This is a genomic window from Paenalkalicoccus suaedae, assembly GCF_006965545.2.
GTDB lineage: Bacteria > Bacillota > Bacilli > Bacillales > Salisediminibacteriaceae > Paenalkalicoccus > Paenalkalicoccus suaedae.
This window is the reverse complement of the sequence record NZ_CP041372.2, coordinates 1,468,875-1,490,712: the sequence shown is the minus strand read 5'-3', so window position 1 is coordinate 1,490,712 and position 21,838 is coordinate 1,468,875. Positions and strand designations below refer to the sequence as shown.

The 21,838-nt window shown below is 40.2% G+C and carries 27 protein-coding genes, 3 tRNA genes and 1 other RNA gene; 7 read left to right on the top strand and 24 right to left on the bottom strand.

Going from position 1 to position 21,838, the window contains the following annotated elements:
* Positions 1-99 precede the first annotated feature (99 nt).
* Positions 100-549 (bottom strand): YtxH domain-containing protein, encoded by a 450-nt coding sequence (locus FLK61_RS08065; RefSeq protein ID WP_176008963.1) that lies wholly within the window; start codon positions 547-549, stop codon positions 100-102.
* Positions 550-781: 232 nt separating this feature from the next.
* Here FLK61_RS08065 and FLK61_RS08060 point away from each other — a divergent pair, with 232 nt between their 5' ends.
* Complete coding sequence (locus FLK61_RS08060; protein ID WP_176008962.1) at positions 782-1,024, top strand: DUF2626 domain-containing protein; 243 nt, start codon at positions 782-784, stop codon at positions 1,022-1,024.
* A 49-nt stretch (positions 1,025-1,073) separates the two neighbouring features.
* Here FLK61_RS08060 and FLK61_RS08055 read toward each other — a convergent pair whose 3' ends face one another.
* Positions 1,074-1,712: an MBL fold metallo-hydrolase gene (locus FLK61_RS08055; RefSeq protein ID WP_176008961.1), complete on the bottom strand. Its 639-nt coding sequence runs from the start codon at positions 1,710-1,712 to the stop codon at positions 1,074-1,076.
* A gap of 224 nt (positions 1,713-1,936) precedes the next feature.
* Here FLK61_RS08055 and FLK61_RS08050 point away from each other — a divergent pair, with 224 nt between their 5' ends.
* Positions 1,937-2,122: a DUF2759 family protein gene (locus FLK61_RS08050; protein WP_176008960.1), complete on the top strand. Its 186-nt coding sequence runs from the start codon at positions 1,937-1,939 to the stop codon at positions 2,120-2,122.
* Between the two features lie 26 nt (positions 2,123-2,148).
* On the opposite strand, the gene FLK61_RS08045 is transcribed toward FLK61_RS08050, so the two are convergent.
* The 4 genes from FLK61_RS08045 to FLK61_RS08030 are packed head-to-tail and all read right to left on the bottom strand — an operon-like array spanning position 2,149 to position 4,705.
* Positions 2,149-2,895, bottom strand: coding sequence for a DUF1385 domain-containing protein (locus FLK61_RS08045; RefSeq protein ID WP_176008959.1), 747 nt, complete (start codon positions 2,893-2,895; stop codon positions 2,149-2,151).
* Positions 2,896-2,913: 18 nt separating this feature from the next.
* Positions 2,914-3,459: a hypothetical protein gene (locus tag FLK61_RS08040; protein WP_176008958.1), complete on the bottom strand. Its 546-nt coding sequence runs from the start codon at positions 3,457-3,459 to the stop codon at positions 2,914-2,916.
* 14 nt (positions 3,460-3,473) lie between these two features.
* Positions 3,474-4,460 carry an ROK family glucokinase gene (locus FLK61_RS08035; RefSeq protein ID WP_283811907.1) on the bottom strand — a complete coding sequence of 329 codons (987 nt, stop codon included), beginning with the start codon at positions 4,458-4,460 and terminating at the stop codon, positions 3,474-3,476.
* Between the two features lie 53 nt (positions 4,461-4,513).
* The gene (locus FLK61_RS08030) at positions 4,514-4,705 is read right to left on the bottom strand and encodes a YqgQ family protein (RefSeq protein ID WP_176008957.1); all 192 of its coding nucleotides are present in this window, start codon (positions 4,703-4,705) and stop codon (positions 4,514-4,516) included.
* A gap of 156 nt (positions 4,706-4,861) precedes the next feature.
* Here FLK61_RS08030 and FLK61_RS08025 point away from each other — a divergent pair, with 156 nt between their 5' ends.
* Entirely contained in the window at positions 4,862-5,251 is a 390-nt protein-coding gene (locus tag FLK61_RS08025; protein WP_176008956.1) for a YueI family protein, read from the top strand.
* A 2-nt stretch (positions 5,252-5,253) separates the two neighbouring features.
* On the opposite strand, the gene FLK61_RS08020 is transcribed toward FLK61_RS08025, so the two are convergent.
* From FLK61_RS08020 to FLK61_RS07985, 8 genes are all read right to left on the bottom strand, one after another.
* The gene (locus FLK61_RS08020; RefSeq protein ID WP_176008955.1) at positions 5,254-6,672 is read right to left on the bottom strand and encodes a spore germination protein; all 1,419 of its coding nucleotides are present in this window, start codon (positions 6,670-6,672) and stop codon (positions 5,254-5,256) included.
* 56 nt (positions 6,673-6,728) lie between these two features.
* On the bottom strand, positions 6,729-8,327 hold the full coding sequence (locus tag FLK61_RS08015; protein WP_176008954.1) for a rhomboid family intramembrane serine protease: 1,599 nt from the start codon (positions 8,325-8,327) through the stop codon (positions 6,729-6,731).
* A gap of 85 nt (positions 8,328-8,412) precedes the next feature.
* Entirely contained in the window at positions 8,413-8,553 is a 141-nt protein-coding gene (locus FLK61_RS08010; protein ID WP_176008953.1) for a hypothetical protein, read from the bottom strand.
* Positions 8,554-8,599: 46 nt separating this feature from the next.
* On the bottom strand, positions 8,600-9,556 hold the full coding sequence (locus FLK61_RS08005) for an L-lactate dehydrogenase (RefSeq protein ID WP_176008952.1): 957 nt from the start codon (positions 9,554-9,556) through the stop codon (positions 8,600-8,602).
* Positions 9,557-9,647: 91 nt separating this feature from the next.
* Positions 9,648-10,415, bottom strand: coding sequence for a DUF92 domain-containing protein (locus FLK61_RS08000; RefSeq protein WP_176008951.1), 768 nt, complete (start codon positions 10,413-10,415; stop codon positions 9,648-9,650).
* On the bottom strand, positions 10,412-10,963 hold the full coding sequence (locus tag FLK61_RS07995) for a 5-formyltetrahydrofolate cyclo-ligase (protein WP_176008950.1): 552 nt from the start codon (positions 10,961-10,963) through the stop codon (positions 10,412-10,414). The genes FLK61_RS08000 and FLK61_RS07995 overlap by 4 nt, the downstream gene beginning before the upstream one ends.
* A 122-nt stretch (positions 10,964-11,085) precedes the next feature.
* Complete coding sequence (gene rpmG / locus FLK61_RS07990) at positions 11,086-11,235, bottom strand: 50S ribosomal protein L33 (protein WP_176008949.1); 150 nt, start codon at positions 11,233-11,235, stop codon at positions 11,086-11,088.
* An 88-nt stretch (positions 11,236-11,323) separates the two neighbouring features.
* A complete protein-coding gene (locus tag FLK61_RS07985) occupies positions 11,324-11,806 on the bottom strand; it encodes a hypothetical protein (protein WP_176008948.1) in 483 nt (160 codons plus the stop codon).
* Positions 11,807-12,000: 194 nt separating this feature from the next.
* Here FLK61_RS07985 and FLK61_RS07980 point away from each other — a divergent pair, with 194 nt between their 5' ends.
* Together FLK61_RS07980 and FLK61_RS07975 are read left to right on the top strand one after the other, a co-directional pair.
* Complete coding sequence (locus FLK61_RS07980) at positions 12,001-12,333, top strand: hypothetical protein (RefSeq protein ID WP_176008947.1); 333 nt, start codon at positions 12,001-12,003, stop codon at positions 12,331-12,333.
* 4 nt (positions 12,334-12,337) lie between these two features.
* Positions 12,338-12,901, top strand: coding sequence for an MltG/YceG/YrrL family protein (locus FLK61_RS07975; RefSeq protein WP_176008946.1), 564 nt, complete (start codon positions 12,338-12,340; stop codon positions 12,899-12,901).
* A gap of 57 nt (positions 12,902-12,958) precedes the next feature.
* Here FLK61_RS07975 and FLK61_RS07970 read toward each other — a convergent pair whose 3' ends face one another.
* The 8 genes from FLK61_RS07970 to FLK61_RS07935 all read right to left on the bottom strand — a co-directional run bounded on the left by FLK61_RS07970 (position 12,959) and on the right by FLK61_RS07935 (position 18,703).
* Positions 12,959-15,004 (bottom strand): penicillin-binding transpeptidase domain-containing protein, encoded by a 2,046-nt coding sequence (locus FLK61_RS07970; RefSeq protein ID WP_176008945.1) that lies wholly within the window; start codon positions 15,002-15,004, stop codon positions 12,959-12,961.
* Positions 15,005-15,071: 67 nt separating this feature from the next.
* A non-coding RNA gene (gene ssrS, locus FLK61_RS07965) (6S RNA) lies at positions 15,072-15,256 on the bottom strand.
* A 222-nt stretch (positions 15,257-15,478) separates the two neighbouring features.
* Positions 15,479-16,087, bottom strand: coding sequence for a superoxide dismutase (locus tag FLK61_RS07960; protein WP_176008944.1), 609 nt, complete (start codon positions 16,085-16,087; stop codon positions 15,479-15,481).
* 100 nt (positions 16,088-16,187) lie between these two features.
* Positions 16,188-16,529 (bottom strand): iron-sulfur cluster biosynthesis family protein, encoded by a 342-nt coding sequence (locus FLK61_RS07955; protein WP_176008943.1) that lies wholly within the window; start codon positions 16,527-16,529, stop codon positions 16,188-16,190.
* Between the two features lie 136 nt (positions 16,530-16,665).
* Positions 16,666-16,758: transfer RNA gene (locus tag FLK61_RS07950), tRNA-Ser, on the bottom strand.
* Positions 16,759-16,778: 20 nt separating this feature from the next.
* Positions 16,779-16,855: transfer RNA gene (locus tag FLK61_RS07945), tRNA-Ile, on the bottom strand.
* 2 nt (positions 16,856-16,857) lie between these two features.
* A tRNA-Met gene (locus FLK61_RS07940) sits at positions 16,858-16,934 on the bottom strand.
* A 164-nt stretch (positions 16,935-17,098) separates the two neighbouring features.
* A complete protein-coding gene (locus tag FLK61_RS07935; RefSeq protein WP_176011177.1) occupies positions 17,099-18,703 on the bottom strand; it encodes a Na/Pi cotransporter family protein in 1,605 nt (534 codons plus the stop codon).
* A 230-nt stretch (positions 18,704-18,933) separates the two neighbouring features.
* Here FLK61_RS07935 and FLK61_RS07930 point away from each other — a divergent pair, with 230 nt between their 5' ends.
* Together FLK61_RS07930 and FLK61_RS07925 are read left to right on the top strand one after the other, a co-directional pair.
* A complete protein-coding gene (locus FLK61_RS07930; RefSeq protein WP_176008942.1) occupies positions 18,934-19,731 on the top strand; it encodes a DUF1189 domain-containing protein in 798 nt (265 codons plus the stop codon).
* A 170-nt stretch (positions 19,732-19,901) separates the two neighbouring features.
* Positions 19,902-20,234, top strand: a complete 333-nt coding sequence (locus FLK61_RS07925; protein WP_176011176.1) for a helix-turn-helix domain-containing protein — start codon at positions 19,902-19,904, stop codon at positions 20,232-20,234.
* On the opposite strand, the gene FLK61_RS07920 is transcribed toward FLK61_RS07925, so the two are convergent.
* Both FLK61_RS07920 and FLK61_RS07915 read right to left on the bottom strand, forming a co-directional pair.
* On the bottom strand, positions 20,231-20,836 hold the full coding sequence (locus FLK61_RS07920) for a class D sortase (RefSeq protein ID WP_176008941.1): 606 nt from the start codon (positions 20,834-20,836) through the stop codon (positions 20,231-20,233). The genes FLK61_RS07925 and FLK61_RS07920 overlap by 4 nt on opposite strands.
* Positions 20,833-21,813, bottom strand: a complete 981-nt coding sequence (locus FLK61_RS07915) for a hypothetical protein (RefSeq protein ID WP_176008940.1) — start codon at positions 21,811-21,813, stop codon at positions 20,833-20,835. The genes FLK61_RS07920 and FLK61_RS07915 overlap by 4 nt, the downstream gene beginning before the upstream one ends.
* Between the last annotated feature and the right edge of the window lie 25 nt (positions 21,814-21,838).

The following is a 21,838-nucleotide window of genomic DNA, read 5'->3' as shown; positions in this document are numbered from 1 at the left end:
TTCGTCTTCGAGAATGAAATCTCCTTTTAATTCTTAAAAAAAGTTTTCGATTTTTTGTCACAAAAAAAAAGATCGGGAAAGTCCCGACCTTCTAAACAATTACTTATTTTCTTTTTTTGCTTCTTCAACGTCATTTTTTAAACGTTCTTTTGTAGCTTCAATTTCTTCCACAACTTGTTGAGCAAGCTTTTTTCCTTCTTGCTTCTCTTCTTCCATAATGTCCTTAACGTCTGATGCTAAGTCTTCACCTGCATCAGATGCCTTGTTAGCTAGAGAGCTTGTCTTTTCGGCTAGATTATCCCACTGGCTCTTCGCTTCTTTAGACCACTCATCTGTTTTTTCTTTCGCTAACTGCGTGTATTCATTTCCTTTTTCTTTCGCTGTATTCGTCCATTCTACTGTCTTATCTTTCGCTGATGTTGCGCGATCGTTAATGTCCGTACGAAGCTCTCTACCTGATTTAGGAGCGAATAGCATAGCTGCAGCAGCACCTACTAAGCTCCCAACAACTGCACCAATAACAAAGTCTTTCGTATCCATTTTACTCATTTGAACATCCTCCTCAAGTCACATAAATCAACTTTTTTTCTGTATACAGCTTTGTAATTCCTTTTATATCTATTAATTAAACCACTTTTCTTTCCAAAATTCCACCTTCGGTACCAATTTTCATGTATCCCTTTCCATCTGCTATTTACAAACATACAATTATTACTTTATAATAAAGTGAACTTACTTTCGTTCATATTAAGTTAGCTACATATAAAAGGAGGGGTAAGTCATGGAGCGCATGTACCGAGTTCTTGGATTCTGGACTGGAATTTTTGCTGTACTATTCCTAGTCGGTGACATGGTAGAGGCATCAATTTTGTTCTTTGCACAAACTGGCATTTTTGTTGCACTCAGCTATTTAAAACTCTCTGAGCGTGCTTATATTTATATATTTGGTGCGTATCTAACAGTCTTTATGGTTGGTTTCACTTATTACACAACGTTTATCATGCAGCCGAGCTTTGGACATTAATTTAAACGTTGAGGGATATCTCCACTAGGAGATATCCCTCTTTTCATTATTACCAACCAAATCCGTTTATAAACGGGTTCGTTTCTTTTTCTTCCCCGATCGTCGTGTCAGGACCGTGCCCATTCTTTACAATCGTTTCATCTGGTAGCTGTAGCATTTTATCATGAATAGAATCCATTAATGTGTCGTGGTCTCCACCAAAAAGATCCGTCCTTCCTACCCCACCTCGGAATAGCACGTCTCCAGAAATAATCGTATTTTCTTCAGGTAAATAATACGAAACACTGCCAGGTGAATGTCCAGGTGTCTCATAAAGCTCGAAAGTAAATTCACCAATCGTCAGTTCCTGTTCCCCGTCGATCATGATTGCCTCCCTCTTAATGCGAATCTCCGGTATTCCTGGAAAGACTCCTGATCCATTTTTTTCTGGGAGGCGTAGCCAGTCGACTTCATGTTTATGAACATAAATAGGTGCTTTAAAATACTCACTAACTTCATCAACAGCTCCAATGTGGTCAAAATGAGCATGAGTAAGTAAAATAGCTTGTACCTCTACATTTCTCTTGGCAAAGTAATTAACTAAGATGGATGCATCACCACCTGGATCAATGATTACCGCCTGCTCGTTTTTTTCAACGACAAAGCAGTTTGTTTGCAAAGCTCCTAATGGGAACGTTGATATCTTCATTTCAAATCTACCCTTTCGTAAAGTTACATATTTGTTCAATTGTGATGAAAGCGTTTTGTAAGTTGTCACAAAAGAATCGGTAATTTTGCACTTATTCTTTAGATTGACTCGACAAGGATTTAAAAAAAAAGTAAAATAAATATGGGTATACTAATTTATTATTCAGCTATATGTAAACGACCGGTTATTCAGGTCATCTCATACTGCTACAAGGAGGGTAAAAGATGGTTCTTGGATTGATTACGCTTGCAATCACCATTTTATCATTACTAGGATTAATTGTATCTGTAAAAACCAAAAACTTTTTTGCTGCTGGGTTCGCATTTGTCACAGTGGCTGTGTTCGGCTGGTTTTCTGTACGCACGCTATTCGCTATTATCTTCACTGGCGGAGGCGGAGTAGTAGCGTAAGGAATGTTACCATTTAAAAAAAGAGCCTACGGCTCTTTTTTTGTTGGCTTTTTGTCAGATGTACGAGTTGATTTGATAATAACGCGATGCGGCATCTCTTTAAATCCAAGTCTTCTATACGATCGTATGGCAACTTTTAAGTGAGAGTCTTCAGGCTCCGCTGTTGTAACCGCAACCTGTAAATATCTACTTAGCTGAAGTATCCATTTAATAAATGAAGATGGGTGTTTTTTGCGAAGAAACGGACTTATAAACGGCAGTGCTATCAGTGCAGCATAGCTAGCAAAAAACAAAGGATCCGAAACCCTAAAAATAAGCATAGCGATAACAAGTATTAATGTCGTAATAAAATAAAGAACAACAATATTTGTAGAGCAGTTCCGATTGCGTATATCTGCTTTTTTAATCTCCTCTAAATATCTCGAGCTTACCACACCTTTGTAACTAAACACCTTATGCTCTGCCCCATGATATTTCCTCATCTGCATAGGAAAGAAAAAGTGCATGCCAAATGCATAGTAAAGGAGAAAGTAACTTGGTAAATATGGTCCTACGTAAAATAACGGGAGGGATATGCCGAGAAGTATTCCCGCAGTTAGCACATGATAATACCACGGCATGGAACTAAACATATGCCATAGCATGCGAGCTAAACTTTTTAGCGTAATGGGATGTAAACTAGACTTTATTCGACCCTTTTCTTCATAGGCAACAGCCAAATATTTACGACCGATAAAATACACACCTTTTTGAAAGGACACCCCTCGTATCACATCCGACTCCCCCTCGCTTTACTCTGCTTCAACAACAAAGAATTGACCAGGAATAGTTTCCTGCAGCTGAAAGCCCAATGAACTCTCCGCGCTAAATATACCATCTTCTTCCGCCCACGTATGATAATACCTAGCCGAGACAGGTACGTCTTCTGTTAACGTCACATTAATTGTTCCGAACGGGCCAGCTATTTGCTCATTTGATACATATGTTGGGAAAGCTATTGCAATACCCTCTTGTGTCTCTGACCACTCGGAGCTAGTGTAAATGACTTCATCTGCTTGAAATAGTGTGAGTTCCACGCTATCTACATATTGCCAAAGGTCACCATTCTCTGAAATGAGCTCTACGTAATCATTTCCTGTTACGCCATCCTCAGGAAAGCCACCCCACTGCCAGCTTACATCAATTATATTATTCTCTTTTTCTAGCTCAAATTGGATAGATTCTTCAATACGCTCATTTGTGAAAGCATCTAAATCTGATAGATACATGTATCCAAATACGAACAATCCTATCATCACAATCATCGGTAGAAAAAGTACGATTTTATTTCCCTTCACAGCTCATACTCCCTTTATGATGATGTTAATCCGTAAGTTTCTTGCGCAAGCCAAGCAGCGCCTATAACTCCTGCATCATTGCCGAGTGTCGCAATATGGAGCTTTGTGTCACGTCCTATTCTAGGGATGGCAAATCGCTTAAATTGCTTTTCTAAGCTCTCTATTAAAAAGTCTCCAGCTTTAGACACTCCGCCACCAATAACAATTATCTCTGGGTTTAACGAATTGGCTAAATTAGCTAACGCGAATCCTAAGTGTTCCATTGCTTCGTCTAAAACCTCTACCGCTAATTCATCACCTTGCTTCGCCCCGTCTAAAACGTCTTTCGCTGTTATAGCACCTTTTTCTTCAAAGATTTCATCTAAGTAACCAATGCGATGCTCCTGCACGCTATCTAGTCCTAAACGAGCAATCCCTGTAGCGGATGCAACCGTCTCTAGACAACCCCGCTTTCCACAGTTGCATAAAGAGCCATGCTCCTTAATTGATGTAATATGACCTATTTCTCCTGCCATACCTTGTACACCATGAATAATTTTACCTCCAGCGATGATTCCGCCTCCAACTCCAGTTCCAAGTGTAACAGCGAGAAGATTTTCTGCATTCTCTCCTGCACCCTTCCATTTTTCGCCTGCAGCAGCAACGTTTGCGTCATTATCAACAACAACGGGAATTGCTAATAAAGCTTCCAATTCTTTTTGGATTTCATAGTCTTTCCATCCAAGGTTAACGGCCTCTAAAATGACCCCGTGGTCTACATCAATAAATCCTGGTGCGCCCACTCCACATGCTAGTACTCGACTCATATCAATCTGCTCTTCTTTCGCTTTTTCAAGAACAGATGTTGCCAAGTCTTCTACAATATAACGTCCGGCCTCTTGTCTATTTGTATGTATTTCCCACTTCGTCATGATATCTCCGTTTAGATTAATAAACGCAAGTTTAACCGTTGTCCCACCTACGTCAATACCTACTACTACATCCTTTGACACCGTCATCATTCCTTTATTAGTTAATCCTTTACATTGTATCACGAACACACCCTCGAATGGCGCTATCTCTTCGTTTTTTCGCGCTCTACCCGAATAGCTATTAGAGCATCTTTGAGAAAATGTGGTTCCACTATCCCTAGTCGAAAAAGCTCGCGAACTTCTTCCTCTATTAAATCAAGATCACTGTTTTTATCACCAGTGTATATGAATGCATGATAACTTCTTAAATGCATTAATAATTCATGATATGTCATTAATCATCCCTCCTTTTTAAGTATATCAGGAATTAGTCACACAAAAAATGATATCGTCACACTTTGTTCAATGTTTCACATAGTAGAATGTTGTTGAGCGTTCTATGGTTGGTTATACTATGTATATACACGTGTACAAGAAGAATGGAGGCACTTATGGCACAGCAAAAACTAGAACAAATTTTACAAAACGGCATGTACGGTACTCCAGAAATTCGACCAGAAGAAAGAAAGCTCTTTTTAGGTAGCTTGGCAGAGCGAGCGCACATTGCTTTAACAAACGGTCAAGTTAGAAAAACAGGCATGTATAAAGAAGTGTTAACCTTAATGGAAAAACATAAAGATGCAAACCTCCTTATTAACGGAGATTTAACGTATATGAGCTACAGTAATTATGTACAGGCAGCAAGTAAGCTAGGCGTTCAGTTTACTATCTATAACGATAGTAAAGAAACTCCACTAGGCTTAGTTTTAGCTGCACCGACGGCTATTAATAATCAAGCCTCTATGTTCATTAAAGATGAAATTTTTGAGAAAGAAATGTAACATCATCTAGTTTGATCAATTGGCTTTACAATACTTGGTCTTCTTTTAAGTAGCGGGATTGGAGACCTAAATACAATTGATTTAAAAGCTTTATACGAAAAAGGTAAAAACGGCCACAAATAAGGCGCATTCAGTGATTTCGTATACACTAATAGAATGACTACCATTGTTGTTCCAATAATCAACCCTGGAAGCTGAAAAAATGCGACGGATAGCAAAAGAAACTGTCTTACGTACCTATTAGCAAGGCTTAATTCATAGCTCGACGTCGCAAAGCTTCCGATAGAGACGATAGCAACATATAAAACAACCTCGTAGGAAAATAATCCAACTTCAACTGCAACCTCCCCAATAAGAATAGCAGCCACCAATCCGAGCGCTGTAGCAAGTGCTGACGGCGTGTGGATCGCCGCCATTCGTAGCATTTCTACCCCTATTTCTGCAAAAATAAATTGAAGTATTAACGGGATCTCACCGAGCTCATTAATGCCTATAAACGACAACGCATCTGGTAATAGTCCTTCCACGCTAACTAACGTAAACCAGATTGGTAGTAAGAAGATAGACATCCATACGGCAAGCATTCGGATAAGTCGCATCCCACTCCCAATTACGGGCTTTTGCCTGAACTCTTCCGCGTGCTGAAGATGGTGCCAAAACGTTGCTGGTGCTAGAATGACACTCGGGGAGCCATCTACGACAATGACAATGTGTCCCTCAAATAGATGTGAAGCGCACACATCAGGTCTTTCCGTATATCTGACAAGGGGATAAGGATGATAAAAATGACCAAATACATATTCCTCTAACGTTTTATCTGCCATAGGTAGCCCGTCTACATCAATTTGTTTAAGCCTGCTTCTTACCTCTTCTACAAGCTCATCTGAAGCAATGCCTTCCATATAAACGAGACACACATCTGTCTTCGAACGCTTTCCTATTTGTAAGTAGTTCGTGCGCAATGATTTATCTCGAACTCTCCTTCTAATCAATGCTAAATTAAACATAAATGTCTCTACAAATCCATCTCGCGCTCCTCTTACAACACGCTCTGTATCTGGCTCTTCCGGACTTCTTACTGGGTATGTTCGCGTATCTAAAAGGATCATCTTACTTTCGTCTTCTACTAATAAGAGTGCTTGCCCTGCTAAGACTGCATCCATTGCTAAAGAAGGATCCTTTTCTGTTGTTATTTCTACGTAAGGTATTGCGGATTGTAAAAGATGATCTAACGTAAAATTCTCGTGTAAATGAGATAATTCTCTCTGTATTTGTGTCCAAGCTTCATCCTTAATAAATCCGTCCACAGCGTAGAGAACAAACTTTTTGCCACCGTATGAAAGTGGTAATCTTATTAAATCAATATTATCCTCAACTGCAAGCTCACGATCTAAAAGACGCTCTAACTCAATAAAAGACATGCTCTTCACCTCTATGAAATAGCATGTCCGTTTTCGCACTAAAGCATGTGATATTTCTATTCCTGTAGCATGTCTTCTATCTGCCTTCTCACTTCTTCATAGCTTTCATTAGTAGAAATCTCTTGAGCCTGCTCAACTCGCCCTAAGGCCTCTTCGAGTCGATTTTGCTCAATTAGAAGAAGCGATAAGTTAAAGTATGCCTCATGAAATTCCGGATTCAACTCAATTGCTTCAAGAAGATTTTGCTCAGCATCCTCGTAATCAGCTACGTTTATCTGGGCATACGAGAGTAGAAAATAAGCATTTGCTAGAATCTGACCGGTAATAATCTCCCCGTCTAATTGATCGCTACCATCTGTCACTTCAGATAAATAGCCTATCGCATCCGTTAAGCGATCATCCTCAATGGATTCTCTTCCTAGTTCGTAGTAGATAGCCATCGTTTGCTCTGATTCAACCGATTGATTAAACCCGAAAAGTAAGAGTGCTACGAGAGCAGCAAATGTCCCTAAAGTAAAAATCAATTGTGAGGTAGGCTTAGACTGCCTAGGTAATCCCACTATCGCAGATGCAGCAAATCCACCAAGTAACCCACCAACATGAGCAGCATTATCTACCATCGGCACGAAAAAACCAAACGCTAAATTGATTGCTAAAATAACTAATACGCTTGATCCCATTGTTCGAAAGAATATACGCCTGTGTCTAATACCAAAGTACAACAATGCACCAAAGCATCCAAAAATAGCACCACTAGCTCCTGCTGACACGTTATCATTAAACACGAAGCTCGAGACGGAACCAAACAAGCCAGCGAGTATATAAACGATAATAAATCGCGACGATCCAAAAATTCGTTCTACGGCACTACCAAGATAAAATAGTGCAAGTGAATTCATGAATAAGTGAAGCATTCCGATGTGTAAAAACATCGCGCTAAAAAATCGCCACCACTCACCTTCTAAGATAAGCGGATCAAATTTGGCACCAAACTCCACGAGTGTCGATGTACTCATCGTAGATCCTTGCGATTCTATATAAATAAATAGAGCGATTATAATGCCAAGTAACGCGTAAGTAACTCTCGGCTTACTGTGGAAAAATAGCTCACGCTCCTTTTCACGTGATTCCGTAAACATCCGTTTTACTAATTGACGTAGTGTCTGCCTTAACTGGTACTGATCCTCTTCTGTCTCTAAATTAGTATCAGGTAAAAACGTTGGCATATCTCGTAAATTCCACTCTGTTGCAAGCGGAAATAGTCTATGGTCAATTTCCTCCATTGGAATTAAAATCGTTCGAAATTGGTTTTTGCCACCTGCCGTAAACGGCAAGGCGCGCGACGTAACATCCTCGTAACTGTCAACTGGCGCAAGTGCTGAAAAGACAACGCTTACGACATTTGCCTGTTTTAAGTTTATTTGTTTTCTGATTTGTTTAGATGCTTCAAAAACACGCTTTGAGTCTGCTCGTAGCTCATTACTCCAATCAAATGTACGATTGGCTAATCGAATAATAAGCCCCGGTTTCTTTCTGTCGTCTTCTAGCCACACAATATCTTCCTCGATGTTCATATGAATGACTCGGAAATCTTCTTTTAAGACAAGATGATGAACGATCTCCCAATATTTAACCGATGTTTTAAGTGAATCCATATGAGAGCCACCCCCCATTCTATCTCTAGTTTACCCTTCTAAGAAAGAAAGTGTCCATTCGGACGAACCCAAATGGACACTCTCCCTATGCTATCGTCGTTCTTGTAGCTAACTGCTTTACAATCAACCTTCGAATTGGCTTGATTTTTAAACCGATTTCCATTAGCCAGCCTCTAAAAATGAATACAATCACTATTATGGAGAGAACAAGATAGAGAACCTTCATGTACACGCCTCCGTTTTTACGTTAGCATGCTTCTTCCACTCTTTCCTTATTCGTCTTCGTGGAGTGGTTCCATCGCTTTTTTAAGTACATCTGCTGAATGATGAAGCTTTTGACTTTCTTCTTCAGTCAAATCAATCTCTACAATACGCTCTACTCCATTTCGTCCAACGACAGCTGGTACGCCAATATACAAGTCGTTAAGTCCGTATTCCCCATTAAGTAGCGTGGAGACCGTAATTAACGAGTGTTCATTACGTAAAATAGTCTTTGTTAAACGAGCGAGTCCCATTGCTATCGCGTAATGGGTCGCTCCTTTTCGCTCAATGATTTGATAGGCCGCATCGCGCACATTCACAAAGATCTCATCTAAATCCTCTTTTGTTCCTTCAGGCTTATATCGCTCCATATAGCGTTCGATTCTCTCCGAACCTATACGTGTCTGACTCCAGACCGGAAGCTCCGTGTCCCCGTGTTCACCAATAATATATCCGTGAATATTTCGCACATCTAATTCAAAGTATTGCCCTAATAAGAATCTAAATCGCGCTGTATCTAGCAACGTTCCAGATCCAATAACTCGCTCCATCGGAAGACCAGAGTATTTCCACGTCGCATAAGCAAGTACGTCTACAGGGTTTGTGGCAACAATAAAAATCCCATCAAATCCCGAGTCCATAACTGACGTAACAATCTTCTTAAAAATCGAGGCATTTTTTTCAATAAGATCTAATCTCGTTTCTCCTGGCTGTTGGTTTGCACCAGCGGTAATCACAACAATGTCTGCATCCTTACAGTCTGAATAGCTACCTGCCCAAATTTTAGTAGGAGCACCAAATGGAATTCCATGGTTCAAATCCATTGCGTCTCCTTCTGTTTTTTCTTCGTTTAAATCGATGAGTACCATCTCGTCTGTAATATTTTGATTGATTAAGGAGAACGCATAGCTCGACCCCACTTGTCCTGTACCTATTACCACTACTCTAGACGTTTTTAATGTTGACATTATTTCTACCACCTTTGTGTAAAAAATAGTGTGTCTTCTCTATCATTGTAAAGGATAAATGTGAGTTTGTACATTACTTCACAAACTTTTTCTATGACAGAAAATAAAGGTTGATTAGAATAGCTGACAGCGCCACCGTTATCGCAATAGATAATAAGTTAACGATGTCATTTGTAATATATCGATGCCCTTGAACAAGCTCTGTTTGCACATGGCATGTGGTGCGTTCCGTCGTTTTTTTGCACATGGGACATTGATAAGTAGCTTGAATGAAAGCTCCGAGTATAGAGTCAATAAACTGTCCGATAAATCCGATTAGGATAACCCAAACAAACAAAGTCACTTCATAATCGAATAAGATCATTCCTAAGCTAGCTATAAACGCCGCACCTAGCAAGGCAGCAATTGTTCCTATCACTGTCACACCCCCGGAGATTCGAGATGTCATTGGTTTTAGCGTGCGTAAATGAATAGGGTTCTTACCAATTGCTTTCTCAATCGTTGAAGCCCACGTGTCACTAGTAGCAACAGCAAAGCTAATGACAAATAATATACTAAAAATAGCTTCTCCTGTTGCATAATAAAGTACTCCTAATATAGAGCCCATGCCTCCGTTTACAAACACCTGAACCCAGTCTCTTCGATCACCCTTTACTTCTTCAGTCGTTGATCTAAATACCTTACTTAACACTAACGCAGAAAAGAAGAATGCCGCTAAGACAAGTAAGCCGTTGAGCTGAAATCCAATTAGCACACCGAACCCAACCAGTACTGCCATCCCTGCGCCTGATTGACTAAGAGCCTGTAATTTGTACCCTAAATATGCAAGTAGGATAATGCCTACAGCAAGCAACATCATGTATAGATCTCCCTTTGCGGCGTTAATACTTGGTCTACCTTTACGTCATATGTGTTGCGAGGCACGTGATCAATCAATTGTTCATCTAAACATATAGACAGAGTTAATGCGCTACTACTAGCTAAATAGCGATCATAGTAACCTCCACCGTATCCTACTCGGTACCCGTTCAGGTCAAACATTAATCCAGGTACCAAAATAACATCTATCTCTTCTCGCTTTACTTCATTACTTACTCGAGTATTAGGCTCCTTTAGCTGAAAAAACGTCTCTTCAAGCTGAGCAAAATCCGTCAATTCATAAAAACGTAGTTCCTTATTATCAGGAAAGCTTTTAGGAACGCATACTCGCTTATTCTCTTCCCAAGCTTGTTCAATAAGTCTATATGTATCTATTTCGTGCGGCATCGAGATCGTCATTGCTATACAAGTAGCCTGTTTCCAAGCAGAGGATAGAAATAACCGACTGTGTAATTGTGATACTTCCTCGCTACTTTTATGCTTCAGAAGTTCTTTTCCTTTTTTTCGATATTCTTTTTTTAGATTCATTTCCTACCACCTCACTTATCTACACCTTACTCATTCGACATTTCTTTACAAGTTCCTGTCTGTATTCATACAAAAGAGCCTAGATCGCTTTGTAAAAAGGATCTAGGCTCTTTATGACATACTTATTTAGTTTCCTTGTGAACAGTGTGACGACCTAGACGTGGGCTATATTTCTTTAGCTCGATGCGGTCCGGGTTTGTACGCTTGTTCTTAGTAGTAATATAGTTGCGGTCACCTGTTTCAGTGCACGCTAACGTTACTTGTACACGCATGTTAATTCCCTCCAAACTCTGTTTTACTCATACTTTAAAATAATAGCAGAGATTTTGGATACATTCAAGTAGATTTTCTTTACAGGCATTAGAGAGATTGTTCGCACGAGAGCTTCGTATGATAGTGTAAAGATTCTAACTGATTTAAGCTCTTTGCACGAGCTTCGAAATAGTACACGTTTTGCTTCTCAAATGGTGATAATTTCACCTCGAATTCCATCATACAACCCTCTCCATGTTGAGATAGAAGTGACCACTCCTCTGTATGACAAGAATACGTAATAGAGTGTTTAGACACTCCCCCAATTACACTATACTCCTCCGTATCACTTAAAATGATGGATTGGGATGACGGTGCATAAAATGCAATTGGGATTTCACCGTTTAAGTGGAAGTGAATTACGAAGGTTGTCTCAACATACTCATCCGATTTATTACGAATTTGTACTTGAAATAACCTTACATCGTCCACTTGTGCCGATTGCTTTTTTGCGACAACATCCACTTGATCCATCGCATTCATTGTCATCGATGTAGATGCTACTCTAAGTAGTCCTGTATTTACCTCCATGCTGTACACTCCTCTCTTCTTCTAGTTCAATCGTACACGCTGACCACCCTTTCAACAAGAAGGTATTTTTGTCACATTTTGTATTATCTTAATATTACGTTTTTGTTGCAAGTCTCCCTCTTCCGATCATTTTTTGATAAACTATTATCGTTCGGTTTTTTCGACAAATTTTGATATATGAAGGGGAAGAAAACATGAGTTGGATACTTATTGCGTTATTTTCTGTATCAGCGCTACTTTTTGGGCTATCATTCGCACGTAAGAACCCATATAAAGAGCTAGAGCGCCAGATGGAAAATTCGTCTATACAAATGATGCAGGAAATCTATTATTTAAGAAAGAAAGTAGAAACACTTGAAGAGGAATTGATGGTTCCTGGAGCTAGCGCAAAGGAGAGCAATCGTTTATCAAGGGAAGATGTTCTTCAAATGTTTGAGGATGGTCAATCCCCTCGTGAAATCGCTTCAAATACGGGGTTTGACGCTGATTATATTGAAGACCTTTTAGACGGTAAGGTAAAGGGGTGATTAGATGAATACGGAGTTACTTCGAGGCGCAGCCCTTAGCTGCTTTATCATTGCTGTTGTACTATCTGCTGTCCACTTTTTAGCACCATCTGTATTCACCTCAAGCTCTAATGCAGCGCAAATTCAAGCTCTTCAGGAGGAAAATATACAGCTATCAGAGCAACTAGTTGCTTTAGAACAACAAGTAGAGAATGAGGAAACAGATGTAGTTACCACAACTCCTCCTGAATCAAATGAATCAAATGATTCAAACGAAGGAAATGAAGAAATCCCTTCGAACGAAGAAGATCAAAGTAATGAAGCAAATCAGCAGAACGACATGTCTGAGGAAGAAAATAATCCAGAAGATACGCAAGATGACCCTGAAGTGCTTACGGTAACGATCGCACCAGGTACATCGGCTCCAGAGCTTGCAAATGAGTTAGAGTCACTAGGCATTGTTAACAATGCGCAAGACTTTTTAAACCAGCTTCGAGTTAGCGGTCGCGAATCGCTCGTTCAAGTAGGCGAATTCGAGCTTTCAAGCGATATGACACGCAGTCAAATCATAGAGATCATTACATCTTAAAACGAAAAAAAGCCGTTTCGCACTATTCATGCGAAACGGCTTCTTCGTTATTAGGTCTCAGTCGCTAATGTCATCTCCAACCTCGTCAACAGCAGGACCTGATTCAGGCTGCGTTGGACCTTGTCTTTCATCCTGTAACTCGAAGTATGCATCTAGAGACGCCTCTGCAATCCTATTTGCAATACCTGAACTATCTTGGTTATCACGCACACCCGGGACAACGACTGAAATTGCTACTTCTGGATTATTAAAAGGCGCATAGCCTACAAAGGTTTGGTTATTCGCCTCTTGACCATTTACTGAAACCTGCGCGGTACCCGTCTTCCCAGCAGGATCATAGTCTCGTCCATTGAAGAAAGCTCGAGCTGTACCTCTAGAACCATGGATTACTTGATAAAACCCACGCTGTACACGATCAAAATACGTTTGGTTCACATCGATTGTATTTAAGAGCTTTGGCTCGTTTTGAACAGCAATTGGACCTAGTTCCTCTTTATTTTCACCTGGTTCACGAATTTCTTTCACTACTTTAGGTGCAATTCTTGTACCATTGTTCGCAATCGTTGCTACATACTGTGCAAGCTGCATCGGCGTATACGTATCAAACTGACCAAAGGTTAAGAAGAGCATTTGTCCAGGTAGGTTCGTATTACCACCGTTAACCCCAGTAAACTCCCCAGGTAAATCAATACCTGTCTCTACACCGAGACCAAACTGCTGATAGTACGACCGAAGAATGTCAAATCCTCTAGAGAAGTTACCCCAGTTTGTTCCTGATACTCCCGGCACGTAATTAACTAGTCTCATCGCTACTTCAATCATATAGATGTTTGATGAACGCTCCAAAGCAGCAATATCATCTACATATCCTAAGTTACTTACAGAACGAATAGGATTAGATCCTGGAAAGTTCACCGGCCGATCAAATACCGTGTTTCCAGGAGCTAACACCCCTGTATCAAAACCAGCTAGTACTGTTGCCCCCTTCATGGAGGATCCAACTACGTACCCTTGCGTAAATGTCCCTAAATCGCTATTATATCCGCTCATCGCAAGTACTTCGCCTGTATCAGGCTCCATCATGACAACGTATGCGTCCGGCTCCCCGACAAAACGACCACTACTTCTAGAGACTTCTGAATCAACAATATTAGAAAGTCGTTGCTGGAGCTCCATATCAAATGACAATACTAAGTCATTACCACGACTCCCTTGTCTTTCTTCTGGATTTCGAAGTCGATTGCCGTCTTGATCAGTGAAGTTTTCTAAACGCCCATCTCGACCTCTTAGTACACTCTCATACTGCGCTTCAAGATAGCTTTGTCCTACCTCTTCATTTCGCTCATATCCCTCCGCAAGCCTTGCCTGCAAGTCATCACGGGATATAGATCCTACTCGCCCAAAAATGGAGCTTAAGGTATCTCCATACGTGTACGATCTTACCGAGTCACGAATTATATCGACTCCTGGCATTTGATCAATATTCTCCATGATTTGAGCAGCGCTATCATAGGAAATTCCGCGCTGAACTTTATGTGCGCTATTATTATAACCAGAGTTAAATTCACGCCAAATGAGGAACACTTCAAGCTCATCATCAGTAAATGAGTTTAGCTCCTCATCTGTGATCGCATTGAGCCTTTCTAAATGCGCCTCACTATCTGAGAGCCCTTGCGACTCTGCTTCTTCGATAGACAGTTTTTCTAAGTATTCTTCTTCATTTAAAAGTGCCCAGTACTCACGGCGGTCACGATCGAACCTTCCCTCGATATCATCTGTATCAAATGTGACAAATTGACTTAGTCGGTTTGCCGTTTCAATCATTTCATCCTGAGGTGTATTGCGATTCGTGTATGTTACAGTAAATTGAAGCTCATTATCGACGAGAAGATTGCCAAATCGATCGTACATTAGCCCTCTTGGCGCTTCAATCCTTTCTGTTACATTAATTTCCCGATCAAGTTGCTCGGAGAACTCCTCCCCCTGCACGATTTGAACAACCCCTAGGCGTAATATTAATGCAGAAAAAAGGATAAACACACCAAAGAACAATAAATTTAAACGAACGGAAACTTGCGGCTTATATGTTTTCTTCTCACTCATATAGTCAATCCCTTCCCCATAAAAAAAGTGTCCCAAATTATATGTCGGGACACTGTCATAGCATAAATGAACGCCCGCATGTGCGGTTATCTTCCAGATTTCACGAACCCGCCCTAGGCAGGTGGGTGCCCGCAAAATGGATTTCAACTTCCTGTAGACAGGCGTGTTGTTGGCCATCTAATGTTAGGCTCCCGAAGTGAATTGGTGTTCGGTTCGAATTAAACTCGAAGTTCACCAACACCGCAGGCAAATATAAGTATACCTCATGTAAAATAGCGACGCAATATCAACGTCTCTTATGTATGTTATTATACGTAGTCTGGTTTTGCGGGTCAACTAATTGGTCACTCTAATTGTAGAGAAAAGACAAGTTGCCTCCGAAATCATGTTCGCATAATATAGCACGATCCTCTGTCAGCCAGACTTAAACAAACAAATAAAAAATGCCCCCAATAAAGGAGGCATGTAACTAACTTATTTTGCTTCGTTGTAGCGCTTCGCTACTTCGTCCCAGTTAACTACGTTAAAGAATGCATCTACATAGTCTGGGCGCTTGTTTTGATATTTTAGATAATAAGCATGCTCCCAAACGTCTACTCCTAGGATTGGTGTTTTACCTTCGCTAATTGGAGTGTCTTGGTTTGGTGTGCTTGTAATTTCAAGCTTACCATTGTTTACTACTAGCCATGCCCAGCCAGAGCCGAATCGCGTAAGACCAGCATTTTTGAAATCTTCTTTGAAAGAGTCAAAGCTTCCAAAAGTAGACTCAATTGCTTCAGCAAGCTCACCAGATGGTGCGCCGCCGCCATTTGGAGACATTAACTGCCAGAATAGTGTGTGGTTAAAGTGGCCTCCACCATTGTTGCGAACTGGTCCGCGAACACTTTCAGGAAGGGCATCTAAGTCCGTAAGTAATTCTTCAATGCTTTTAGACTGAAGGTCACTGTGTCCTTCTAGCGCATCGTTAAGTTTCGTTACGTACGTTTGATGGTGCTTCCCGTGGTGAATTTTCATCGTTTCTTCATCGATATGTGGTTCTAGAGCGTTGTGTGCATATGGTAGTTCTGGTAGTGAAAAAGCCATTCAAAATCTCCTCCTTGGGTTTTTAAGCTATTGAAAGGGGGGATTCCCCTATCCAGTTTTTACATTATCAAATATTCCTCGGTGTTTCAAACGTTAAACCTTATTTTAATTCATTTCGAAAAGTCATACGTGGATTTAACATCTGATTTGGACTTTTTAGTTGGAACATTTGTTTATCTGCTTTGTAATCAATGATTAGATTCTCGTCATAGACCCAATCAACTCGTTTATCAATTGCAACTGTATAGTCTTCTGGGACAGTTTTAATGAATGCAGCAACATCAGGAAGCTCGTTTTTCTTCATTACAATAAGATCAGATACACCGTTTACGACACATCCAGTTCCCTTTGTTTCATGACTTAAAAAAAGAGCCTCTTCTGCTGTGAAAGAAACACGCTCTTTCATTTGATCAATTGCATCTTGCGTTAATGTAATATTCATTATCAAAACCTCCTACTCACTTTACTTACCCATAATTGAATAATACTATGCAAATTTGAATAAGTCTTTTGTAAATAACTATCTAAATACAACAAAAAAACTACTTAGATCACCTAAGTAGTTGAATGAATAATAATGGCGGAGGAAGAGGGATTCGAACCCCCGCGCGGTTTGACCCGCCTGTCGGTTTTCAAGACCGATCCCTTCAGCCAGACTTGGGTATTCCTCCGTGTGTTAAAGCTATTCAAGTGGTGGACCCTGTAGGACTCGAACCTACGACCGGACGGTTATGAGCCGTCTGCTCTAACCAACTGAGCTAAGGGTCCGTTGGTAGCGGCGGAGGGGATCGAACCCCCGACCTCACGGGTATGAACCGTACGCTCTAGCCAGCTGAGCTACACCGCCATCTCTTAACGACAAATATTATGTTAGCATACTTAGCTAAATAACGTCAACATGTTTTCTTAAAAAAATATGTATTCATTTAAGCACTTGTTTATTATAGCATACCTCAACCCAAAATCTACTAAAAAAAGTAGATGCCCCATTTCAAGACATCTACCTTACAATTAATAATCTTCTTCAGCTATAACCGCTTCGGCAATATTTACAGCATGATCGCCAATTCTCTCTAGGTTACTGATCATGTCTACAAATACGATACCAGCAGACCCATCACATAATCCTTCATTTAGACGAATAATGTGCTTTTTACGTAGCTGACGTTCCATCTTATCGATTTGTTCTTCTTTCAGCATTACCTGTCTTGCTGCTTGTATATCATGGTTCTCTAAGGCTTTAATCGCTTCTTTTAGCGTATCCTGCGTTAGTGTAAACATAGCATCTAAATCATCCATAGCAAGCTCAGACATTTTTACTTTGTTTGCTACTTGGAATTCAGATAGCTCCACAATATTCTCCATATGATCTCCGACTCTCTCAATGTCACGAACTGTGTCCATCAGCATGGAGTGTAGGTGCGAATCATGTGCAGTTAGTGAATTTGTTGAAATCTGAACCAGATATTCCGTAATTTTACGATCAAGGTTATTAATCGCATCTTCAAATTGATATGTTAATTCTGCGTGTCGACCTTGTTTTGTCTTTGCAAATTGAGCAGCCTCATTCAAGCCTTGTAACGATAGCTCTGCCATGCGAAGTGTTTCCATCTTGGCTTGACCTAGAGCAATGGCTGATGACTGTGTAATGAGCGTAGGATCAAGATGCTGTGCTTTATATTCAATAATCGTTTCTTCACCTGGAATTAATTTCGTTACTAAAATTGCCAGCAATGCAACAAATGGTAGTTGTAATGCTACGTTAGAAATATTAAAGATACCGTGCGCAAATGCAATTGTCATTTGAGGATTTAATCCTAATGCACCTTGCAAGTAAATAACTAAATTGGTGAACGGAGTTAGTAGAATTAAGACTATAACCGTCCCTATTAAGTTAAATATTACGTGTGTTGCCGCAGCACGTTTAGCTGCGATAGATGCACCTAAAGATGCTAATACAGCTGTGATCGTTGTCCCAATATTATCACCGAATAAAACCGGTAGAGCAGCATAAATATCTAATGCTTCTTGCGAGTAAAGCTGTTGCAATAAACCAATGGATGCAGATGAGCTTTGAACTGCTACTGTAAAGACAGTACCTATTAGTACACCTAACAGTGGATTTGAACTCATAGAAACGGTTAAATCTGCAAATGCCTCTAATTCTCTAAGTGGGCGAAGACCATCCCCCATTAAGTTAAGTCCGTAAAAAAGTCCCCCGAACCCAAAGATAACCTGGCCATAATTATTTGCTTTTCTATTTTTAATAAAGAAAATCAGGAATGTACCTACTGCAAGAATAGGTAAAGCATAATCTGAAATATTTAACCCTATAATGAATGCCGTTACTGTTGTTCCAATATTCGCACCCATGATAACACCTATTGCTTGCCTCAGTGTCATAAATCCAGCATTAACTAGTCCAATAGCTAATACCGTAGTACCTGTGCTGGTTTGTAATAGAACTGTTACAAATACCCCTGTGAAAACACCCATAACTGGGTTACTTGTGAACTTGTCTAATATCTCTCTAAGTTTGTCACCTGCGACTTGCTGAAGTCCGTCGCCCATATACTTAATACTGAATAAGAATATGGCTAGACCTCCAAAAAACATAAACAATAGTTCCTGTAAGCTAAAATCCAATGTGTTATCCCCCTGAGAATTCGAGTTTATGTGCGTTACCGAAGTACACTTTACGTTGTAAATGTTAATTATAAATTAATAAATTGTAAAGATTTTATTAAGATTATTTTAACCGTAACAAATAAAGGGAATTCTCGCGCTTGTCATGCTGGAAACTGTATGCAAAAATAGACAAAGAACACATAGAGAGGGAGTCATATATGAATATTTTTCAGCAGTTTGCAAAAAGTCTCTATTCTCCTGAGACAATCGCAAAATTTCGATTTCAAAAAATAGGTAAAACAATTGGATATGTATTCTTCTTAATGCTTATCGTTACCATTCCACCTTCCATTATATTTGGAATGACACTAAATTCCTTCTTTGATTCAGCAGAAAACTTTGTAGAGGATTTGCCTGAATTTGAGATTCAAAATGGGGTATTGTCAACGCCCGACAACGAGACGTACATTGATGATACAGGAGAGCTTGTTTTTATCGTCGATGCAGCTGGTAATGTCGATCGTAGTGAGTTAGCACAATACACAAACGTTGTTGCTCTTTACGAGACAGAGGTAGTGGCAAACTTTGGTGGTACGTCGGAACAAGTTCGTTATCAAGAGTTTGGAGCGAACCTTACAAGCGATGAGATTCAAGGTTTTGCAAGCTCCATTATAGGTTTAAGCCCACTGTTTATTGGTGTGTTTATAATTGGAATTTACTTATTCACAACGGCACTCAAGTTTATTGGCGTTAGCTTCTTGGCGCTAATAGGTCTGCTACTTAAAAAGAATGTAGCCGATCAGTTAGCGTATAGACAGCTGTGGAGATTAGCTGCCTATGCTGTAACGCTACCAACTGTCGTGTTCGCTATCATCGACCTTATCGTACCACAGCTTCCATTCTCCTTCGGATTATATTGGATTGTTGCAATTGTCATGATGAACCTTGCTTTAAAAGCAGTTCCCAAACCTAAACAGCCAAGTGTGGATCCTATTGAGACTGGCAATCCATCCTAGCATTTTACCCAAGCTCTTTTTACGAGCTTGGGTTTTTTCTATATTTTCTCAAAAAAATGTTTAAAATTGCCGAAATTTGTGAATGTCACATTCTCAATAACGAAACTTATGGTATGATATAAAGTACAATGACTCTTATTTATTAGTCATTTTTGTTGGAGGTGATCATGTTGATAGGAGAACGAGTTCGGAAATATCGCCAAGAGAAGGGCCTCACGATGAGCGAGCTAGCTGATCGGGCCGGAGTAGCAAAATCTTATTTGAGTGCTATTGAACGAAACATTCAGTCTAACCCTTCCATCTCTTTTATTGAGAAGATTGCTGAAGTATTAGACGTTGATATGAATCAGCTCTTAAACGATACAGCTTCCACAAAAAAAAGCTCTGCCTCACTTGATGCAGAGTGGCAGGAGCTAGTGGAGCTCGCAATGAATTCTGGGATTTCTAAGGAAGAATTCAAAGATTTCTTAGAGTTTAACAAATGGAAAATGAAGCAGAACTAATAATCGATCTCTTTTGCTTGAACAATTAAGCGATGCGTCGGGTTTATCATCGGATCACACGTTATTAACGTGAGTAAAGATGGACCCGGCGCTTCTTTAATAACATGCATTTCGTCAGGTAATACTCGGCTAATGTGCTCAACTTGATACGTTCTTTTATCCCCATTTACTTGCTCTACCTCAATAAGATCATGACGTCTTACTTCATTTAAACGATTAAATTGCACCCCATATTTGTATTGCCTGTGAGCCGCTATTGCACTGTTCCCACGCTTATCTAGTGGCGTCGATTCTGTCATTAACCCTGCCCCACTCTTTAGAATATCGTTTGTAGTCCCTAACCGTATAGGCAAGGTCAATTCAATAGAATCGATAGAAAGTAATCCAATGACATCCGTTTCATCCTCTTTAACAAGTGGAACGCCCTCTGTATGCGGGCCTTCATAAACATCTTCTCTAATCTTTTGATCAAAAATCGCGGAGAGCTCTTCAAACTCTTTTAATAAAGCCTGCTCCTTTTGTTGATCGAGCTCCGCTTTTATAAGAGGAGTCGACATAAAGAGCAGGCCAAGTACGATCATAATGAGGGCTGTTATTCTCATCCGAGATCAGCTGCCCTTCTATTTCTTCTAGCTATGTGTAAAAAATAAAACCCAGCCCCATAAATAATTAACCCTAAACCAATATAAACGAGGTATTGGAGAGATTCCGCACCTGTCTGAGGTAATAGTCCGTTATTTGTAGTTTCGATAACACGATCTGGTCCTATTCCACGATCATTGTTAATCGGAATTGCACCTCCGTCTCCACCACTCGAAGGAGGATCAACCTCACTGCCTACCTCAGGTTCATCTGGCTCGCTGACAATCGGCGTTTCGGGATCTTCCGGATTTTCTGGATCAGTCGGGTCAGTCGGCTCCTCTGGTTCAACCGGATCTACCTCTGGCTCATCCGGAGGATCAATAATAGGTGGTTCTTCAGGCACTTCTGGATCAGGATTTTCAGGATTTTCCGGCTCTTCTGGATCAGGTTCATTAGGTGGGTCCACTGGCGGTGGATTCACCGGAGGCGGATTTGTCGGTGGTCCATCCGTTGGTGGATCCGTCGAAGACACTGCCTCAGCCCATAAGGTTACCAAGAAATCAACGTTTAATCCTTGATAACTATTATCAAGACTGTAATCAATATATAGCTTAAAATGAAGTAGCTCCATCGTTTGCGATCGTAAAAATCTTGGCTCAAATCCAACAAAATCAGCTATTTTACCTTTGTAAAGTTCAAATTTCTCCTCTGTATCGGGGTTCACCTTACTGACCTCTAACATAATCGCATCCCATAAATACTCATCCCCAGAAACAAATTCTGCAGAAGATTTATAATAATAATTAATACTTCCATCGTTCATTACCCATAAATCACGCTCTAGAGCATCTCCTGGCTTTGCATTAGAATCATCAAATAAAACCGCTTGCCTACTTGTAGATAACGATAATCCATCAACAGCTAATACGTTTGTTGGGAAACTAAGCGCAGCTAGTAGAAAACACGTAGCAATGCATATAAATACTTTTCTCATCATCGATTATCACCTGCTTCCATTTATG

What these genes read in the sequence shown, in the direction of transcription:
- FLK61_RS08065 (WP_176008963.1), bottom strand. Translation starts at nt 549, where the DNA reads ATGAGTAAAATGGATACGAAAGACTTTGTTATTGGTGCAGTTGTTGGG.
- FLK61_RS08060 (WP_176008962.1), top strand. Translation starts at nt 782, where the DNA reads ATGGAGCGCATGTACCGAGTTCTTGGATTCTGGACTGGAATTTTTGCT.
- FLK61_RS08055 (WP_176008961.1), bottom strand. Translation starts at nt 1,712, where the DNA reads ATGAAGATATCAACGTTCCCATTAGGAGCTTTGCAAACAAACTGCTTT.
- FLK61_RS08050 (WP_176008960.1), top strand. Translation starts at nt 1,937, where the DNA reads ATGGTTCTTGGATTGATTACGCTTGCAATCACCATTTTATCATTACTA.
- FLK61_RS08035 (WP_283811907.1), bottom strand. Translation starts at nt 4,460, where the DNA reads ATGATGACGGTGTCAAAGGATGTAGTAGTAGGTATTGACGTAGGTGGG.
- FLK61_RS08030 (WP_176008957.1), bottom strand. Translation starts at nt 4,705, where the DNA reads ATGACATATCATGAATTATTAATGCATTTAAGAAGTTATCATGCATTC.
- FLK61_RS08025 (WP_176008956.1), top strand. Translation starts at nt 4,862, where the DNA reads ATGGCACAGCAAAAACTAGAACAAATTTTACAAAACGGCATGTACGGT.
- FLK61_RS08020 (WP_176008955.1), bottom strand. Translation starts at nt 6,672, where the DNA reads ATGTCTTTTATTGAGTTAGAGCGTCTTTTAGATCGTGAGCTTGCAGTT.
- FLK61_RS08015 (WP_176008954.1), bottom strand. Translation starts at nt 8,327, where the DNA reads ATGGATTCACTTAAAACATCGGTTAAATATTGGGAGATCGTTCATCAT.
- FLK61_RS08010 (WP_176008953.1), bottom strand. Translation starts at nt 8,553, where the DNA reads ATGAAGGTTCTCTATCTTGTTCTCTCCATAATAGTGATTGTATTCATT.
- FLK61_RS08005 (WP_176008952.1), bottom strand. Translation starts at nt 9,556, where the DNA reads ATGTCAACATTAAAAACGTCTAGAGTAGTGGTAATAGGTACAGGACAA.
- FLK61_RS08000 (WP_176008951.1), bottom strand. Translation starts at nt 10,415, where the DNA reads ATGATGTTGCTTGCTGTAGGCATTATCCTACTTGCATATTTAGGGTAC.
- FLK61_RS07995 (WP_176008950.1), bottom strand. Translation starts at nt 10,963, where the DNA reads ATGAATCTAAAAAAAGAATATCGAAAAAAAGGAAAAGAACTTCTGAAG.
- rpmG (WP_176008949.1), bottom strand. Translation starts at nt 11,235, where the DNA reads ATGCGTGTACAAGTAACGTTAGCGTGCACTGAAACAGGTGACCGCAAC.
- FLK61_RS07985 (WP_176008948.1), bottom strand. Translation starts at nt 11,806, where the DNA reads ATGGAGGTAAATACAGGACTACTTAGAGTAGCATCTACATCGATGACA.
- FLK61_RS07980 (WP_176008947.1), top strand. Translation starts at nt 12,001, where the DNA reads ATGAGTTGGATACTTATTGCGTTATTTTCTGTATCAGCGCTACTTTTT.
- FLK61_RS07975 (WP_176008946.1), top strand. Translation starts at nt 12,338, where the DNA reads ATGAATACGGAGTTACTTCGAGGCGCAGCCCTTAGCTGCTTTATCATT.
- FLK61_RS07970 (WP_176008945.1), bottom strand. Translation starts at nt 15,004, where the DNA reads ATGAGTGAGAAGAAAACATATAAGCCGCAAGTTTCCGTTCGTTTAAAT.
- FLK61_RS07960 (WP_176008944.1), bottom strand. Translation starts at nt 16,087, where the DNA reads ATGGCTTTTTCACTACCAGAACTACCATATGCACACAACGCTCTAGAA.
- FLK61_RS07955 (WP_176008943.1), bottom strand. Translation starts at nt 16,529, where the DNA reads ATGAATATTACATTAACGCAAGATGCAATTGATCAAATGAAAGAGCGT.
- FLK61_RS07935 (WP_176011177.1), bottom strand. Translation starts at nt 18,703, where the DNA reads ATGTTTTTTGGAGGTCTAGCCATATTCTTATTCAGTATTAAGTATATG.
- FLK61_RS07930 (WP_176008942.1), top strand. Translation starts at nt 18,934, where the DNA reads ATGAATATTTTTCAGCAGTTTGCAAAAAGTCTCTATTCTCCTGAGACA.
- FLK61_RS07920 (WP_176008941.1), bottom strand. Translation starts at nt 20,836, where the DNA reads ATGAGAATAACAGCCCTCATTATGATCGTACTTGGCCTGCTCTTTATG.
- FLK61_RS07915 (WP_176008940.1), bottom strand. Translation starts at nt 21,813, where the DNA reads ATGATGAGAAAAGTATTTATATGCATTGCTACGTGTTTTCTACTAGCT.